We start from the raw sequence: 17,205 nt of genomic DNA, 5'->3' as shown, positions 1-17,205 counted from the left end.
AATGCTAGGGAGCCAACGCGTCGACGATGCGCACTGTGAGGCCGTCCGGGTCCTCGCTCACACGCCCCTCGATGGCGAAGACATCGCGTAGGCGCTGCGGCGTCAAGGTGACCCGCGGTGGACCGTCGGCCACGATCCGCCCGTCCTGCAGCCACACCAGGCGATCGGCGAAGCGGGCCGCCAGGGCGAAGTCGTGCAACACGACCAGCGCGCCGCCGCCGCCCTCGCGTACGTAGCGCTGCAGCCCGTGCATCACATCGAACTGGTAGCGCGGATCGAGCGCCGCCACGGGCTCGTCCGCCACCAGCAGCGGCGCCTCGGCGGCGAGGGCGCGCGCCAGATGCACCCGCGCCAGCTCGCCCCCGGACAGGGCATCGGCGCGGCGGTGGGCGAAATCGCTCAGGTGGCAAGCGGTCAGCGCATCGTGCACGGCTCGGCGATCGTCGTCACCGAGCCGGCCGGGCGTCGCCCCGTAGGCGTAGCGTCCCAGGGAGACCACATCGATCACTCGGACCGGCCACGCCAGCGAGCGGCTCTGCGGCAGGTAGGAGACGCGCTGGGCGCGCTCCACCGGTGACAAGCGATTGGCTGGCGCATCACCGATTGAGGCGACACCCGCACTGATCGGCGCCAAGCCGAGCGCGCAGCGCATCAGGCTGGTCTTGCCTGCACCGTTGGAACCTAACAGAACCACAAGCTCGCCCTGGGAGATGCGCAGATCGATCGATCGCAACACCTCACGATCACCGATCGACGCGCTGACCCCCTCGAGCACCAGAGCCATGGGCGTGGCGACGCTCATGGGCGCTCCCCCTGACCCGATCGGCGTTGCATGGCGATCCAGACGAACGCGGGCGCGCCAAGCAGGGCCGCCACCACGCCGAGCTTGAGCTCGCTGCTGGTGGGCACCAGGCGAACCGCGATGTCCGCCAGCACCAGCACCAAGCCGCCCAGCAAGCCGGCGGGGATCAGGGTACGAGCCGGGTCGTACTGCACGAGGGGACGCACCACGTGGGGTGCGACGATACCGACGAAGCCGACCGCCCCGGCCAGCGCAACGGCGCCGCCAGTGGCGATGCCGGCCCCGATCACCACCCGCAGACGCGCCTGCGCCAGGTGCACACCCACCGCCGCGGCGGCTTCCTCGCCCAGCGCGAGCGCCGTCAGGGGGCGACGCGAGATCAGCAGGATCGCTACGCCCGTGCCGATGAAGGGCACGGCCACGGCGAGATCGCGGGCGCTGCGGTTGGCGACGGTGCCGAGGGTCCAGTTGATCATGTCCGCCAGGGAGAAGGGATTCGGCGCCAGGTTGAGCAACAGCGCCATCACGGCACCGACGAAGCTCGACAGCCCCACGCCCACCAGGATCAGCGTGACCACGGATCGCACGCGCAGGGCGACGGCCGCCAACAGCGCGGTGGCGAGGACTGCGGCCAGCGCCGCGCTCATCGGCACCAGAAAGACGCTCACGGTGCCGAGGCCGTAGTACAGCACCAGGGTGGCGCCGAGGGTCGCCGAGGCCGAGACGCCCAGCACCCCGGGCTCGGCCAACGGATTGCGTAACAACCCCTGCAGCGCTGCGCCGCTCACGCCGAGGGCGATGCCGACGAGCAAGGCGGCGGCGGCCCGCGGCAAGCGAATCTCCCACACCACGATGGCATCGCCGGGCGTGCCGACGCCGGCCAGGGCGCCCAGGACGCGCGTCAGTGGCAGGGGCGTCGAACCCAACAACGTGGCGGCGAACAGCCCGAGGCCGATGGCGACCAGCAAGGCGATGATGAGCGCCGCATCCCGCGGCGGGCGCCAAGCGCTCATCGCCGGGCCGCTTCGGCGACCACCGCCACGCCGGCCAAGGCTTCCACCGCCTCGACCAGGAACCAACCGCCACAGGCCACCCAGGACGAGTCCAGCCTGACCGTCGGCAGCGTATGCACCTGGCGACGGGCGACCGGGTGGGTGGCGGAGGACCAGGCGTCCACGATGGGATCGCGATCGCCCACGAAGGCGAGGGCGATCACCTCAGGCTTTTCGTAGGCCATCCGTTCGAGGGGAATGGGATGCCACCCTGCCTTGCGCTGGAAGTTGCGCAGTCCGGCCGTGCGAATCATCTCGTCTATGAGGGTGCCGGGCCCGGCGCTCACGCCCGAGGATGGCAGGTACAGCACGCTGGGCCCATCGCTCGTCGCCTGGTTTGCAAGAGCCGCCAGACGCTGCGTCATCCGCGTGGCGAGCGCGCGGCCTCGCTCGGGCATACCGAGCGCTGCGCCCATGGCCTCGACGCTGCGCTTGGCGCCGGCGATGTCGTTCACGTAGGGCACTTGCACCACGGGGATCCCGGCCTGGGCAAGGAACTGCCCAGCCCGCGGTCCGCCGCCGTAGCTGCGCACCACCAGGTCCGGTTGCAGCACGAGCACGTCCTCGGCGCTCGGGCGCACGCTGGGCAAGCCCTCAGCGCGGTCGCGTACCCACGAGTAGGTGGCCGTGGCGTGCGGCGAGACGCGCAGGATGTGCTCGCGATCGAGCAGCGCCACGACGTATTGATCTGCGCAGTAGTCGAGGCTGATGACCCGCTGCGCCCGCGCGGGTGCAGGCGGCAGCGCCGCGGACGGCGCGGGATCAGGTGGGTGACCGCAAGCCCCGAGCAGCGTCGCAAGGAGACCGAGGCAGATTCCGCGAAGGCGCGCCGTCATGGGTGTTCCCGCCGAGCTCGCGTACCGACGCGAGCGCATTTCGCCACATGAGTCCGTCGCTACAGGGCACACCTGGGGCGCGGTATCGGACACCGTGTCGCTTCAAGGGAATGCAGGAATTCCTGTCCTCGAGGGCTGGACCCGGCCCCGGACGAGCGACGCGATGGCAGGTCTACTGACTCACGGGTCGTCGCGTTCGGCAGCGGCCTTCCCAGCCTCGCGGTGGACGCGAAAGCCAGTGGCGTCAGTGCTGCCTGCTCACCGTTTACAGTTGCGGGCACAGTCCCGGAGTTGCACCGGGTTCCCTATCAAGTCCTTACCGGACACCATCTTCGCGGGACTATGGGACAGGGCGTAGCCCCTGTCAACGCGGCTCCTGGCACGGTTTCGCCCTACGCGGGCACAAGCGACACGCACCGCCTAGCGAGCCGATTGACCCGGCGAAGACACCGGCGAGCACCGCTCGCGACCGTCGACCGGAAAGCGTGCGACCGTTGCCGCCCGCTGCTCATCATTCGCCCCTAAGTGTTCAGTCGGTCTCGAAGGGCCCTGGCGACCTCGGGGACGCGGGCAGCTCCGCGCCCCCTTCAGGACTCCCGGCACCGGCAGGCATCCGTTGCGTCAAAGCAACATCGGGACAGGAAATTCGACACCCCACAGAGGATCGTCCGGAAGCTTTAATACAACTTCGCGCAACACTGGGCTATATTGCGGATCCATGACACTGCAGTGCAGGGTAAACCCGTTGTGAAGACAACGGCCTGCAACGCATTCCGCGGGTGATCCATTAGAGGGGGGGCACCCTCGGAGACAGGGCCGGGATGAGGCTAGCGAAGGGGAAACCGCTTTCGACCGGGTCCTGGCGTTGCGTGTCATGAACGAACCGTCGCCGTGCTGGCGGGCGGGGAATGTATTTGAGTCTAGGGGGAACTTGATCCTATGAAGTTATCGACTCACCAGTCACGGCTACCGCTGGTCGTTGCCGTCGCCGCCGCCTGCGTCAGCGGCGGGCTGCCCACCTTAGCCCTCGCCCAGAGCGAAGGCCCGGTGGAAGAAGTCATCAGCGTCGGTACCCGACGTGCCGAACGCTCCGCAGCAGAGACGCCTGCACCGGTCGACGTGATCGGGCAGGACGAACTGCTGAACCAGGGCAACACGGACATCCAGAACATCCTGCGTACCTCCGTGCCGTCCTTTAACGTGAATTCCCAGCCGATCTCCGATGCGGCCACGCTCATCCGCCCCGCCAACCTCCGCGGCCTGGCGCCGGATGAAACCCTGGTCCTGGTGAACGGCAAGCGCCGCCACCGCGCCGCGGTCATCAGCTTCCTCGGCGGCGGTATCTCCGACGGTGCCCAGGGCCCGGACATCTCCGTGATCCCGGCCATCGCCCTGAAGCAGGTGGAAGTGCTGCGCGACGGCGCCGCCTCCCAGTACGGTTCGGACGCCATCGCCGGCGTGATCAACTTCGTGCTGAAGGATGCTTCGGAAGGTGCCTCCTTCGAGATCGAGGGCGGCGAGGCTTACGCGGGAGACGGTGAGCAGTTCTCCATCTCCGGTAACGTGGGCTTCCCGCTCTGGACTGACGGCAGCTTCGTCAACATCAGCGCCGAGTACAGCGAGATCAACGACACGATCCGCTCCGTCCAGCGCGACGACGCCCTGGGCCTGATCGCCGCCGGCAACGCAGACGTCATGGATATCTCCGTGAACGGCGTCACCGACGAGTTCACCCAGATCTGGGGTCAGCCGAACATCAACGATGACATCTCCGTCTTCGTCAATGCCGGCCTGCCCTTGAACGAATACGCCGAGCTCTACGCCTTCGGTAACTACGCCGAGCGCAACGTGGACGGCGGCTTCTTCTACCGCAACCCCACCAACCGCGGCGGTGTGTACTCCAACGACGGCGGCGCCAACCTGCTGGTGGGCGACCTGACGCCCGACGGCTCCGGCAACTGCCCCGTAGTCCCTGTGGTCGACGGCCTGCCTGACCCGGACGGCCTGGCGGCCCTGATCGCTGACCCGAACTGCTTCTCCTTCGTCGAGACCATCCCCGGCGGCTTCACGCCGCGCTTCGGTGGTGACCTGGAAGATGCGTCGGTGGCGGTTGGCCTGCGCGGCGAGATCCCCTGGGGCAACGGTCTCACCTACGACCTCAGCTACTACTGGGGTGAGAACGAGATCAACTTCTTCATCAACAACACGCTGAACGCGTCCCTCGGTCCGGATTCGCCCCGCGACTTCAACCCGGGCGGCTACGTGCAGACGGATAACAACATCGAGTTGAACCTCGGTTACGGCATCCCGAACAGCGTCTTCGCCTCGGACATCGGTATCGCCTTCGGCTTCCAGTACCGCGAAGAGGAATTCGAGATCATCGCCGGTGACGCGAACTCCTTCGAGATCGGTCCGCTGGCCGCCCCGTCCGACGCCTTCCCGGCCGGTCAGGGCTTCTCCTCGAGCTCCAACGGCTTCGGTGGCTTCACCGCCGCCAGCGCCGGCACCAACTCCCAGAGCAACTACGCTCTGTACTTCGAAACGGAAACCGACATCACCGACCGCTTGGTCCTGCAAGGCGCCGTTCGCTTCGAGGACTACGACACCTTCGGCAGCACCACCAACTGGAAGTTGGGCGGTCTGTTCAAGGCCAGCGACAACGTCACCCTGCGCTCCACCATCAGCACGGGCTTCAAGGCCCCGACGGCGGGTCAGGCCAACGTGACCAACATCACCACCGCCTTCACCGGCGGCGTGCTGAACGACCAGGGCACCATTCCGCTCTCGAGCGCAGCCGGTCAGTTCATCGCTGATCGCCTGGAAGCGCAGACGGGTGTACGTCCCGAACTCGGCCCCGAGGATTCGGTGAACTTCTCCATCGGTGCAGCCTTCGACGCGGGTCCGATCAGCTTCACGCTGGACTACTTCCGCATCGAAGTGGACGACCGCATCTCGATCTCCACCCAGCAGGACTTCCAGGGTGAGCTGATCGCGACGGCTGACGAGAACGGCGTGATGCTGCCGGACAACCCCACCACCAGCCAGGCGCTCTTCGCCCTGGACGATGCGGGGATCCTGAACGCAGCGGACTTCGCCGGTTCGGAGGATTTGGCGAGCTTCGGCTTCTTCAACAACTCCTTCGACACGCGCACGCAGGGTATCGACCTGGTCGCCAACACGGACTTCACGATCTACGACGGCTCCAGCTCGTCGTTGGCCCTGGCGTTCAACTGGACCGACACGGAAGTGACCGATCGCGGCCTGGACACGGCAGCACCGCTGTCCCTGGGTCGTCAGCGTCAGCTCGAGGAGAACATCCCGAACTTCCGCGGCAACCTCACCTTCAACCACTTCCAAGGCCCGTTCCGCGGCATGGTGCGGTTGAACTACTGGGGTGAGTTCTTCGAGTGCCACCTCGACGCCACGAACGACGATCCGGCCCTCGGCGGTTGCGACCTGCCGATCGACAGCGATGCCATCGTGACCGTGGACATGGAGGCAGCCGCCACCATGTTCGACAACCGCATCGAAGTGGTGCTGGGTGCACAGAACGTGTTCGATACCTTCCCGGACGAGAACCCGTTCGCCGGTATCGTGGGCGCCCTGTACCCGACCACCTCGCCGAGCGGTTTCTTCGGCGGCCTGTGGTACCTGAAGCTGCGCGGTCAGTTCTGATCGCGTAAGCGAACTGAGTGAGTAGGCCCCGTCGCATGACCTGCGGCGGGGCTTTTTTTGCCTCTACGCTGCGAGCACCTTGTCGCGCAAGCGGCCAGGTGGGATAGGCGGTGACATCAAATACCCTTGACCAAGGGTACAGCCTAGTTCGATCAGCGTATCTCGTTGGGCGGTGGTCTCGATGCCCTCGGCAATCACTCCGAGACCGAGCCCAGACGCTAAGGCTAGGATTGAAGACACGATGGCTTTGTCCGCAGCGTCTTCAGCCACTCGCTCAACGAATGACGAGTCGATTTTCAAGAAATCCACCGGAAGCGCCCTGACCGATGAGAGCGTGGCATACCCCGTGCCGAAGTCGTCTACGCCGACCGGAATGCCACGGGCCCTCAGTTCGTCGATTTGACGCCGCATCGACCCATAGGCTTGCAGCATCGCACTTTCCGTTAGCTCGATAGACACTCGATGCTCGAGTTGGTGGCGATCGAGCCCTTGCCGAACGAGACCGGCGAAATCTGTCTGCCCGATCTGCCTAGCAGAAGCATTGATCGCGACCCTCATGCCGTTCAGCTCCTTCGGGAAGCGCTGCAAGTCCTGAAGTACTTGCTCAAATACGAATTCGCCGAGAGGCACGATGAGCCCCGTGTCCTCAGCTATTTCGATAAAGCGACCTGGCAGAATCACGCCCTTTTCAGGGTGATTCCATCGCACCAGCGCCTCCGCGTGGGAGACCTCACCGGAGATGAGATTGGCGATTGGTTGATAGACCACCGACAGTTGATGCTCACGGATCGCATCACGAAGTTCACGCTCCATGTTCATCCGATCCACGGCCCGCTGTCGCATAGCAGTTTCGAACATCTGTGTTCTTGAACGGCCCAGCGACTTGGCTCGATACAAGGCGGCGTCCGCATCGCTAATCATGAGTTGCGCCGTGTCTTCGGAACCGTTGGAAAGACGGGCGCCTATAGAGACTCTCACGGTGCTTAGCCCACCTGAGGCCTCAATCGGTGTGAGGAGCGCGTCGGAGATACGCTCAGCGGTCGCGTTCAAGACTCGCTCAGCCTCGGCGAGGTCAGTAGGCAGGTCATCGCAAATCACGATGAACTCATCTCCACCGAAGCGAGCCGCCGTGTCGCTCTCGCGCACCACCCGCACGATCACTGCGGCGACAGCCCGCAACAGCTCATCCCCTGCCGGATGGCCGAGGCTGTCGTTCACCACCTTGAAGTTGTCCAAGTCGAGGAACAGCAATCCGACCCGAGAGTTGCGACGACGCGCCCTTGCAAGCCCCTGCTCCAGTCGATCGACCGCTAGCGATCTGTTTGGCAGCCCCGTGAGCAGATCATGGTTGGCCATGTGCTCGAGGCGTTCCAGTGCGTCTTTTCGCTCTGTAATGTCCTCGATTTGAACGAGGGCATGAGGGTTGGAATCACTATGCTCACCAACTCGTGTGCCTACTGCGCGAACCCATCGGCTTTGCTCGTCGTAGGACGGTTGCGCCTGCCACTCCAACTCGAACCGAGAGCCTGATTGGGCCAAGGTGTTCAGCATTGAGTCTGCTTCCGAGCGATGATCGGGGCCAATGAAATCGATGAAGAGGTTTCCGGGCAGATCGTCAGTGCGCAGAATGCGCTCTGCCGCGTTATTCGCTTCCGCAATGCACCCTAACTCCCCAGGATCGAGCGAAACCAGGAGCTGTCCGGAGGACGAGTCATCGAACGAGGCCCGGAAGAGTGCTTCAGCGCGCTCGGCCACCTGCCGTGCTTCTTTTTCTTTGTTGAGGTCTTTGACTTGAGCGATGAAGTGGAGGGGTTCTCCGTTCGTGTCGCGGGCCACTGAGACCGACAACATCCCCCACACAGGGGATCCATCGGGCAAAAGGTAGCGCTTCTCGGCCTGAGCTGACCGCAGCTCACCGTGGATGAGTGATTCGATAATCCCTACGCTGCTCTCCACATCGTCCGGATGCGTAATGGACTGGTAGTCTGCTTTGAGCAGCGAAGCCCGGTCCCGTTGAACGAAGTCACAGAAGGCGTCATTGACGGCGAACAGGGAGCCATCGACCCGCGCAAGTACCATGCCGATAGGGGCATTGTCGAAGGAAACCCGAAGCTGTTGTTCCGCTCGCTCGAGTGCTTGCTGTCGGCGCATAACGTCGCTGATATCGTTGTGCGCGCCGAGCATCCGAACCGGAACTCCGTCTCCATCACGGATGGCAATGCCGCGACACCGCACCCATACCGTGTGTCCATCGGCGTGCCTGTACCGGACAACCTGGTCGTAGGGGTGGTCAGGATTCGCCATGTGAGCTTTCGCATTCGCTAGGGCGACCTCTCGATCGTGAGGGTCAATGATCGCCTGCCACTCGGACGCGGAAGCTGTTTTCGTTGCGGGATCGACCCCCAACACGGACCAGAAGCGATCGCTCATCCATTCGGCATCGCCGTCGATTAGATCCCAATACCACAAACCATCCAGCGACCCCTCCTCGATAAACCGGAATACGGAAGGGCTCTCGCGCACCAGGTTTTCAAGCTCTCGTTGTAAGTAGTGCGTCGGGAGAGCATCGTCTGAGCCTGAAGTCACGCGTAGTCTCCTCAGAGCGAACCCGAAGCGGTGGTAAGGGCTTCGGCCCACGATGCTGCATCGCAAGTCGAGGCGAACGTCGCATTATCGCGTTAGAAGGAGGAGCTATACCAGCCCTGCACACCATGCTTTGGCTGAACCCGATCACCTGGAAAGGAACCCGCGGCACCGCAACAAGCCCCTAGTTGAGAGCTAACTCGCGAAGGTTCGGCTTACGCAATCGTCAGGTGTTGGCTCTCATCGAACTCGCAGACGCTGTTGATCGAGGCTTTTTGGCGATTTTCACTCAAGAGGAGTTGCTGGAGCTTGCAATCGTGCCCGGCATACGCCGCGGACTGCGGTCGCCTTCGTGCAATTGCCACAGCTCAACCAAGATTATTGTTGACATTGAGGGTAACCCTGAGCTTACACTCGTCTGCAGCCACTGAGCCTGCTGGTACGGTGGGGCGAGCCGACCGGCACCTCCAATCACCTGCCCCTCGCCAGCGCTGATAGCGCAGACAACCCAGCTTTGGCGAATGGTACGCGTTGGCAAAGCAGGCCAGACCTGAGGGCCTCACCTACGAGAGCTGCTGGGCGATACGCTCCACGCAATCGCGGTAGCTACGGCTGACCTTCAGCTCCTTGCCACAGTCGAGCTCTAGGAAGGACTCGCCGTTGATATGCCCGCGGATCGAGGAGACGCGGGTGATGTTGACGATGGTGGAGCGATGCACGCGGGCGAAGCGCTCCGTGCCCAGCATCTGCTCGATCTGCTTCATGGTCCCGCGCAGCACGTGGGTCTCGCCGAGGGCGTGCACGCACAGGTAGTCGCCCGCCGACTCGATCCAGGCGATGTCGTCCATGTCCACGCAGGTGGTGCGGCCGGCGTTCTTGATCGCCAGGCGTCGTGGCTTGGCCTGCAAGGCGCCCTCGTTCTCGAGCGCCTGCTCCAGGGACATCTCCTCACCGGTGATGTCGCAGATCAACTTCAGCAGACGCGAGCGGTGGTCCGACGCCTCGCGCGCCACGGCGTGGGCACGGGCGCGCTGCAGGGCGGCCTGCAACCGTCGGTCGTCGATGGGCTTCAGGAGGTAATCGAGGGCGTTAGCCTCGAAGGCACGGATCGCGTGCTCGGCGAAGGCCGTGACAAAGATGACGATGGGCATCTGCGGGCCCGCGAATTCGCGAAGGGTGGCGAAGCCGTCGAGCACGGGCATCTGAATATCCAGGAACACGAGGTCCGGTTCGTGCTCGCGCACGGCCGCGATCGCTTCACGGCCGGTGCTGCAGCGGGCACAGATGTCGATGTCCTCCTCCTTGCGGAGGCGGATCTCCAGGCCCCGGCGGGCCAGTTCCTCGTCGTCGACGATGATCGTTCTCAGTGTCTTCACTCCCGAGTTCCCCCTGGCCTCGCGGGCGGCGCCATCCGCCAGGTTCTCCTAGTGCCCTGATGATCTCAGGAGACAGTGCGTCGCACGAGAGGTTCCGAAACACCGAAGGGAGGCGCCTGCGAAAGGAAGGTCCCAGGCCGATCGAAGCGCTTTCCGGTACCGCTCGCCCCCTTCGCCGGTCAGCGCACCTCGTCCCTGGGACGCGCCCCGGCAGACCGCCTCCCCTAGCTCGAGGCCTCGCGCTCCAGGGGCAGGTTGATGCTGATGACCAAGCCCTTGGGGCTGTTCGGCGCGAGGGTCAGGGCCTGGGCGTCGCCGTAGAGTTGCTTCAAGCGCTCGCGGGTGTTCTTCAGGCCCACGCCGGTGGAGCCGTGGCTTGCGGTGCTGCCGTTCTTGAGGCCCGGGCCGTCGTCGGCGATGGTCACCATCAGGGATTGGTGATGGGTGCGGGCGGCGATGCGGATGGTGCCGCCCTCCTCGCGCGGGCTGATCGCATACTTCACCGCGTTCTCGATCAGCGGCTGCAGGATCAGGCTGGGCACGAGGCCGTCGAGGGCATCACCGGCCACCTCGCGCTGGATCGTGAGGCGCTCGCCGAAGCGGACCTTCTCGATCTCGAGGTACAGATCCAGGGCCTCCAGCTCCTGGCGCAGAGTCACCCGGCGCATGGGGTCGTTGTCCAGGGAGTAGCGCAAGAAATCGCTTAGGCGCGTCACGCACTCGTTGGCCATCTCCGTGCGGTGATCGAGGATCAGGGTGGAGATGGCGTTCAGGGTGTTGAAGAGGAAATGCGGATTGAGCTGGTAGCGCAGCATGGTGAGCTGCGCCTGGTGCGCCGCCGCCGTGGCGTTCAGGGCGCGACGCGTCTGGTCCTGCAGCTCCTGGTAGTACTTGATGCCGAAGTAGAGCCCGCTCCAGCACACGAAGAGGTAGAAGGTGCCGAGGTAGCCGCCGAAGTAGCTCTTCCAGTCGCTCGGCGTCCAGCCGCCCTTCACCCAATCGAAGTAGAGCTGGTTGATCACCAGGGAGCGCACGCTGGCGAGGGCGAAGCACAGGGCGAGCGCCGAAAGCGCCAGCTTCACCGGTGGGAAGGACCACCAGCGCCGGTAGATCGCTCGCATGGGCACGGTGAAGGCGATCCCGAGCAGGCCCGAGACGGAGATCACCCACAGGTAGGACTCGGGCTTGTCGTAGGCGAAGGCGCCGATGTAGGCGGTCACCACGTAGCCCGCCCACCCGCTCAGGTTCAAGGCCCAATAGAAGCGGTTGCGGTCCGCCAGCAGCTCCCGGATGTTCATGGGGATAAGAATCGCACAGGCGCATCACCCTGTGGGATTTGGGCTAACGCGTGCAGGATTCAGCCCCCCGCCGTGAGCACGGCGACCGCCTCGCCGTCATCGAGGGCTTCGGCACCGCGCACAGCCACGCGATCCCCAGGGCTCAACGATCCCTCGACCGCCACGCGCGGGCCACTCGCCTCGCGCAACAGTACGGCCACGCGCTCCGCGCGGTTGTCGCTGCCGATGCGCATGACGAAGGCGCCGTCAGCGCCGAGCACGACCGCGTCGCGGGGCACGGTGAGCGCGTGGTTCGCCGAGATGGGAATCGCGAGGCTCACGAGCTGGCCCGCCGCCAGATAGGTCGACGCGTCCCCGGGCAGGTCGATGCGCAGTTCGAAGGTCTGCGACGCCTCCACGGCCGCCGGCACCACCGTGCGCACCAGCCCGGGCAGGGTGAGCTCGCCGAGCGTCACATCCACCTGCACGCCCGTCGACACGCGCGGCAAGTGGCGCACGGGCACAGCGGCACGCACTTCGAGGGTTCGCGTATCCGTCATCTCCGCGAGCACGTCGCCGCGGGACACGTCCTCGCCGCCGCGTCGCGCCTGGGTGATCACCACGCCCGCGAAGGGCGCCGGCACCGTGCAACGCTCCAGCGCCTTGCGCGTCTGACGCACCCGAACGCTGCCGATGCGCCCCTCCATGCGGGCGAGGTCTCGATCGGCCCGCACCCGCGCCACCTGGCTCACGGACGCGGCCAGCTGCGCCTGCTCCAGGCGTTCCACCTCCTCGGCGAAGGCCCGCGCCCGGATCTGCTCCCGCTCCACCTCCGCCTGCTGCTCCTCCATCTGCAGGTGCAGGGCATCGCAGTCGAAGCGCGCGACGGCCTCACCGGCGCGCACGTAGGTGCCCGGTTCAGCCACCCACTGCAGCTGACCGTCGAGGCCCGCCGTGAGCGAGGCCGCGTTTCGACTGTGCACCGTGCCGGCACTCGCGATGCGAGGGATCAGCGCCTCGGAGATCACCTGCGAGACGGTGACGGGCACGCTGGGCCCGTTCGGCACTTGGGCGAACGCTGCCAGGGGCAGCAGGGCCAAGGCACTCATCGACAGCGTGGGACGTTTCATGATGGCGGTCTCCTCAAGGTCAGGCGGCGGACAGGGGCGCGAGCGATCCGTCGGCGGTCGCCTGGCGCCGCTCCCCGAGGCGCAAGATGCTCGGCAACAGCACCAACGTGAACACGGCGCTCACGCTCATGCCGCCGACGATCACCGTGGCCAGTCCGCGATAGATTTCACTGCCCGCGCCCGGCACCAGCATCAGCGGCAACATACCGAACACGGACGTTAACGTACTCATGAAGATGGGTCGGGCCCGCAGGCGTATGGCCTGCGCCACGGCGTCGCGCCGCGAAGCGCCCTCGCGCTCCGCCGCACGCGTTTGATGCACGAGCAGGATGGCGTTGTTCACCACCAGGCCCAGCATGATGATGAAGCCGATCATCGTGAGCAGCTCCAGCGACTGGTGGGTAAAGAGGTTCAGGACGCGCAGGGAAATCACGCCCCCCACCACGGCCAAGGGCATCACCAGCACCACGATCAGGCTGTCGCGCAGGGAGCGGAACATCGCCGCCATGATCAGCAGCAGGATCAGGATGGCGAGGACGAAGTTGCGCGCCATCGTGCTCACGGCGCCCGCCAACTGATCGGCGGTACCGCGGTAGAAGACGCTCGCCTGGGCCGGCAGGGCGTCGGCGAGCACCGGGTCGACCACGCCGCGCAGGGTCTCGAGCGCCTCCTCCATGGTCAGCTCCGCCGGGGGCAGCACCTGCAGGGTGATCGTGCGCTGACCGTTCACGCGGCGCAGCTGCGTGGGGCCGACGGTGCGCTGGGGTTGAGCCAACTCGCCCAGTAGCTGCACGCCCGCCAGCGGCGTGGCGATGGGCGTGGCGGCCAGGTCTTCCGGCGTCTCCCAACCCCCGCCCCAGAGGATCACGTCGTAGCCCTCGTTGCCGTCGAAGTAGCGCCCGCCGAAGAGGCCGCCGGTGAAGGCACGCGTGGCGTCGGCGATGTCCGCGCGATCGAGCCCCGCCTGCACGATGCGAAGGTCGTCGGGCATCAGCTGCAGCTCAGGCTTGGAGAGGGTGACGCCGGGCATGGCGCGGGCGGACCAGCCATCCAGGCCGGCGTCGATCGCCGCCTGCCCCGCACGCGCCGCTTCCATCAGGGGCACCAGCTCCGGGCCCTGGATGTCGATGTCGATGTTGCGCCCGCCCGAGACGCCGATGTTCAGCAGGGAGGCGCGCGAGACGAAGACATCGGTGCCGGGCAAGCCGGCGAGCAGCTCCTCGCGCAGCAATTCCATCAGCTCGGGTGCTTCACGCGGATCCTGGGGATAGATGAACACGCCGGACGCGTTGGCGCCGTAGGAGTAGAGGTTGTAGCCCCGGATGCCGGGCCGCGCCTCGCCGTCCACGTGGGGCTTCAGGCGCCGCATCACATCGGCCATGAGCTCGCGCTCGATGGTGCCTAAGGGAATGCCCTCGGGCAGGCTGAAGGACACCTGCACGCCGTCGGCGTCCGCCTGCGGCAGGAAGTCGAGCTTGGGCGCCAGGGTGACCGTGAGCACCGGCGGCACGGACAGCAGCAGCACCACCCACATGAGGCGGCGCCGGGGCGATCCCGTGAGCGCCATCAACGTGGCGGTCAGCCGGTCCCACAGGGGAGAGAGTCGATCGGTCACCGACACGCCGCGCAGCAGGAAGCCACTCGCCACCGGCAACACGGTCAGCGCGGCCACCGTCGAGGCGGCCACGGCCACCGACAGGGTGAGGGCGAGATCCGCAAACAGCTGACCTTCGATACCGCGCATGAACAGGATCGGCAGGAAGATGGCGACGCTCGTGACCGTAGAGGCGAACAGCGCCCCCACCACCTGCGAGGGCCCCTCGCGGACCGCCTGCCCCATGGGCATGCCGCCCTGGCGCAGGCGCACGATGTTCTCCTGCACGATGATGGCCGCATCGAGCACCAGGCCCACGGCGAACGCCAGCCCGGCCAGGGACACGACGTTGAGGCTGCGCCCGAGCAAGCTCAAGGCGATGAAAGCCGATAGCAGGGAGAAGGGTATCGTCAGCGCGATGAGGAGCGTCGCCCGCCACCCGCGCAGGAACAGCCACAGCACGCTGAGGGCGAGGGCCACACCCAACAGCAGGTTGCCGTTTACCAACGCGATGGCGCGGCGAATGTGCACGGAGGCATCGAAGCTGAGCACGATCCGCAGCGCCTCCTGCTGCAGGGGGCCCGCGTTGAGTTCTTCGATGACGCCGTTGATCTGATCCAGCACGGTTACCGTGTTGGCGCCGTACTTGCCCTGCACGCGGATGTAGTAGGCGGGGTAGCCCGTGCGGTACATGAAGCCCGAGCGCGGGTACAGCTCCGTGGTCACCTCGGCGATGTCGCGCAGGTAGATGGGTTGGTCGGCGCGGCGCGCCACGATGAGGTTGCCGAGCTGCGACAGGTCGAAGCCGCCGAGGAAGCGCACCGTGTACTGACGACGCCCCACGCTCGCCGTGCCGCCGGTGCTGTGCACGGCACGATTCAGCGCCTCGCTGATCTGTGAGATCTCGACCCCGAGGCTCGCTGCGCGGTGGGGATCGAAGGTCACGAGCACCAGGGGTTCGCGTTCGCTCGCGAGGTCCACCCGCTGCACGCCGTCCACCGCCAGCAGGCGGGGTTCGACCTCGTCTTCGATGATGCGCTGAAACTCCGTCACGTCCGTGCCGGGCACGGGCACCTCCGGGTGTACGAGCAGGGTGGCCATCGGCGCGTCCCAACCGCCCACCTGAATGGAGGGCTCCTGCGCGTCGCTCGGCAGGTCATCAGTGTTGTTAAGCGCGCTGAGCACGTCGAGCATGGCTTGGCGCAGGTCCGTTTCCAGATCGAAGTCGAGGCGGATGTTGCCACCGCCCGCGTTGATGCGACTGCTCATCTTCACCACCCCGGGGACGGCGCGCAGGGCGTCCTCCTGGGGCTTGATGATGTTGGCCTCCACTTCCTGCGGGGCGGCTGCGCGCCACGCGGTGTTGATGTTGATCTGGGGATACTCGATGTTCGGCAGCATCTGGATGGGCAGCGTCGCCACCCCCACCACGCCCAGCACGATCACCAGGACCGCGCTGGCCAATAGGGCCGGCGGATGGTCGGCGGACAGGCGAATGAGTGACATGTTGCGAACCCTCGTCCCACGGTGAAGCGAACGGCGACGCGCCGTTTGGGAGGCTCACAGTGACGGCGACAGGGCGCCAAGAAAAGGCGAATCCGGCGGGACGAAGGCCATTCACGACGAGACGAAACCGCTCGTATTACGTCGAAACGCCTCGTCGTTGAACCCGCTCGATTCACCGCAAAGGCGCCTCGAGGAACGAGGCCCTGTGGAAGACTCGAGGCCTCCCTCGGCAACCCAGGTAAGGGGACCCACCATGAGAGCACTCCGCGATTTGATACTCGTCACGGCGTGCTGCGCCGTGGCCAACACGGCGCCAGCGCAGACCCTCACGCAGCAGAGCCTCGAGCAGGTGCAAACCGTGCTGCAGCGGGCGAATGAGGCCTACGGCGGCCGCGACAAGGTGATGGGCCTACGCTCGGTGGCCGTCGAATTCGAGGACACGAACTACAGCGTCAACCAGAGCCGCGGCACCGCCCAACCCTGGGATCGCGGCGAGAGCCACGGCCAGGTGTTCATCGACGTGCAGAACCAGGTGTTCGCCAACCGCGTCTACGGCAGCGGCGGCGGAGGCGCCTTCGCCAACGGCACGCTGCTGAACGGCGAGCAGAACTTCCAGGTCAACTACCGCGATCACACCATGACGCCGATCGCCGAGCCGGACTTCGCCAATACCAGCGGTCCCTTCGTTCGGGTCACCCCGGTGCTGCTCCTGCGCCAACTGAACGAGCAGAGCCGCACAGCGCACTACCTCGGGGAGACGTCCTACCAGGACCGACCCCACGACGTGCTGACCTTCAGCATGACCGTGGGCCCCGCCATCAGCCTCTACGTCGATCGGCAAAGCGGCCTGATCAACCGCAGCGAGCGTGTGTTCCCCGGTTTCGGCCTGGTCGAGTACCACTTCTCCGACTACGAGACGGTCGACGGCATCCCCCTGCACAAGCGCTTCGAACTGCGACTTAACGGCGACATCAACCTCGAGCGAAACAACCTGAAGATGGCGCTGGATGTGGACTCGGCGCCCTTCGTCGAGATGCCCGAAGCGTTCGCCCACAGCGCCCCCCTGGCGCCCGACGCCTTTCAGCGCCAAGCCATCGATGAGGGCGTCTACCTGATTGGAGGCAACGGCACCTACGCCCTGTTCGTGGAGATGGAGGACTACGTACTCGGCATAGGCGGCACGGCGGCCGTGGCCGCGAGCCTCGACTCCCTGGGCGAGGCCACCGACAAGCCGTTGCGCTACGGCGTGCTCACCCACCACCACTCCGATCATGTGCTCGGCGTGGCGCCCTACGTGAACGCGGGCGCGACGGTGGTCGCCGCCCGAGCCCACGAACAGGTGGTGCGCGATGCCGCCCCCGACGGCGCGCAACT

Annotated in this window: 10 protein-coding genes and 1 riboswitch; of the genes, 2 read left to right on the top strand and 8 right to left on the bottom strand. The window is 65.9% G+C overall.

Features of this window, described 5'->3' with window-relative positions:
• Positions 1-4: 4 nt before the first annotated feature.
• Genes AAF184_12405 through AAF184_12395 form a run of 3 tightly spaced genes read right to left on the bottom strand, consistent with a single transcriptional unit; the run spans position 5 to position 2,690 of the window.
• Positions 5-802 carry an ABC transporter ATP-binding protein gene (locus tag AAF184_12405; protein ID MEO0423134.1) on the bottom strand — a complete coding sequence of 266 codons (798 nt, stop codon included), beginning with the start codon at positions 800-802 and terminating at the stop codon, positions 5-7.
• Entirely contained in the window at positions 799-1,815 is a 1,017-nt protein-coding gene (locus AAF184_12400; protein ID MEO0423133.1) for an iron ABC transporter permease, read from the bottom strand. Before AAF184_12400 ends, AAF184_12405 begins: the two co-directional genes overlap by 4 nt.
• Positions 1,812-2,690, bottom strand: a complete 879-nt coding sequence (locus AAF184_12395; GenBank protein MEO0423132.1) for an ABC transporter substrate-binding protein — start codon at positions 2,688-2,690, stop codon at positions 1,812-1,814. The genes AAF184_12400 and AAF184_12395 overlap by 4 nt, the downstream gene beginning before the upstream one ends.
• Before the next feature lie 147 nt (positions 2,691-2,837).
• A riboswitch (cobalamin riboswitch) is annotated at positions 2,838-3,036 on the bottom strand.
• Between the two features lie 593 nt (positions 3,037-3,629).
• On the opposite strand from AAF184_12395, the gene AAF184_12390 reads away from it, so the two are divergent.
• On the top strand, positions 3,630-6,365 hold the full coding sequence (locus tag AAF184_12390) for a TonB-dependent receptor (protein MEO0423131.1): 2,736 nt from the start codon (positions 3,630-3,632) through the stop codon (positions 6,363-6,365).
• A gap of 63 nt (positions 6,366-6,428) precedes the next feature.
• Here the strand turns inward: AAF184_12390 and AAF184_12385 are convergent, their stop codons facing one another.
• From AAF184_12385 to AAF184_12365, 5 genes are all read right to left on the bottom strand, one after another.
• The gene (locus tag AAF184_12385; protein ID MEO0423130.1) at positions 6,429-8,951 is read right to left on the bottom strand and encodes an EAL domain-containing protein; all 2,523 of its coding nucleotides are present in this window, start codon (positions 8,949-8,951) and stop codon (positions 6,429-6,431) included.
• A gap of 560 nt (positions 8,952-9,511) precedes the next feature.
• Positions 9,512-10,324, bottom strand: a complete 813-nt coding sequence (locus tag AAF184_12380) for a LytTR family DNA-binding domain-containing protein (GenBank protein ID MEO0423129.1) — start codon at positions 10,322-10,324, stop codon at positions 9,512-9,514.
• Positions 10,325-10,548: 224 nt separating this feature from the next.
• Entirely contained in the window at positions 10,549-11,622 is a 1,074-nt protein-coding gene (locus AAF184_12375; GenBank protein MEO0423128.1) for a histidine kinase, read from the bottom strand.
• Between the two features lie 59 nt (positions 11,623-11,681).
• Positions 11,682-12,731 (bottom strand): efflux RND transporter periplasmic adaptor subunit, encoded by a 1,050-nt coding sequence (locus AAF184_12370; GenBank protein MEO0423127.1) that lies wholly within the window; start codon positions 12,729-12,731, stop codon positions 11,682-11,684.
• Positions 12,732-12,750: 19 nt separating this feature from the next.
• Positions 12,751-15,831 carry an efflux RND transporter permease subunit gene (locus AAF184_12365; protein ID MEO0423126.1) on the bottom strand — a complete coding sequence of 1,027 codons (3,081 nt, stop codon included), beginning with the start codon at positions 15,829-15,831 and terminating at the stop codon, positions 12,751-12,753.
• Between the two features lie 253 nt (positions 15,832-16,084).
• Here AAF184_12365 and AAF184_12360 point away from each other — a divergent pair.
• On the top strand, positions 16,085-17,205 hold a 1,121-nt coding region (locus AAF184_12360), incomplete at its 3' end, for a hypothetical protein (protein MEO0423125.1).

This window comes from Pseudomonadota bacterium, assembly GCA_039815145.1.
Classification (GTDB): Bacteria; Pseudomonadota; Gammaproteobacteria; order Steroidobacterales; family JBCBZW01; genus JBCBZW01.
This window is presented reverse-complemented; position numbering and strand designations above follow the sequence as displayed.

Excerpts from the sequence above, each read along its gene's own strand:
- AAF184_12405 (MEO0423134.1), bottom strand. The coding sequence starts at position 802 with ATGAGCGTCGCCACGCCCATGGCTCTGGTGCTCGAGGGGGTCAGCGCG.
- AAF184_12375 (MEO0423128.1), bottom strand. The coding sequence starts at position 11,622 with ATGAACATCCGGGAGCTGCTGGCGGACCGCAACCGCTTCTATTGGGCC.
- AAF184_12400 (MEO0423133.1), bottom strand. The coding sequence starts at position 1,815 with ATGAGCGCTTGGCGCCCGCCGCGGGATGCGGCGCTCATCATCGCCTTG.
- AAF184_12395 (MEO0423132.1), bottom strand. The coding sequence starts at position 2,690 with ATGACGGCGCGCCTTCGCGGAATCTGCCTCGGTCTCCTTGCGACGCTG.
- AAF184_12370 (MEO0423127.1), bottom strand. The coding sequence starts at position 12,731 with ATGAAACGTCCCACGCTGTCGATGAGTGCCTTGGCCCTGCTGCCCCTG.
- AAF184_12390 (MEO0423131.1), top strand. The coding sequence starts at position 3,630 with ATGAAGTTATCGACTCACCAGTCACGGCTACCGCTGGTCGTTGCCGTC.
- AAF184_12365 (MEO0423126.1), bottom strand. The coding sequence starts at position 15,831 with ATGTCACTCATTCGCCTGTCCGCCGACCATCCGCCGGCCCTATTGGCC.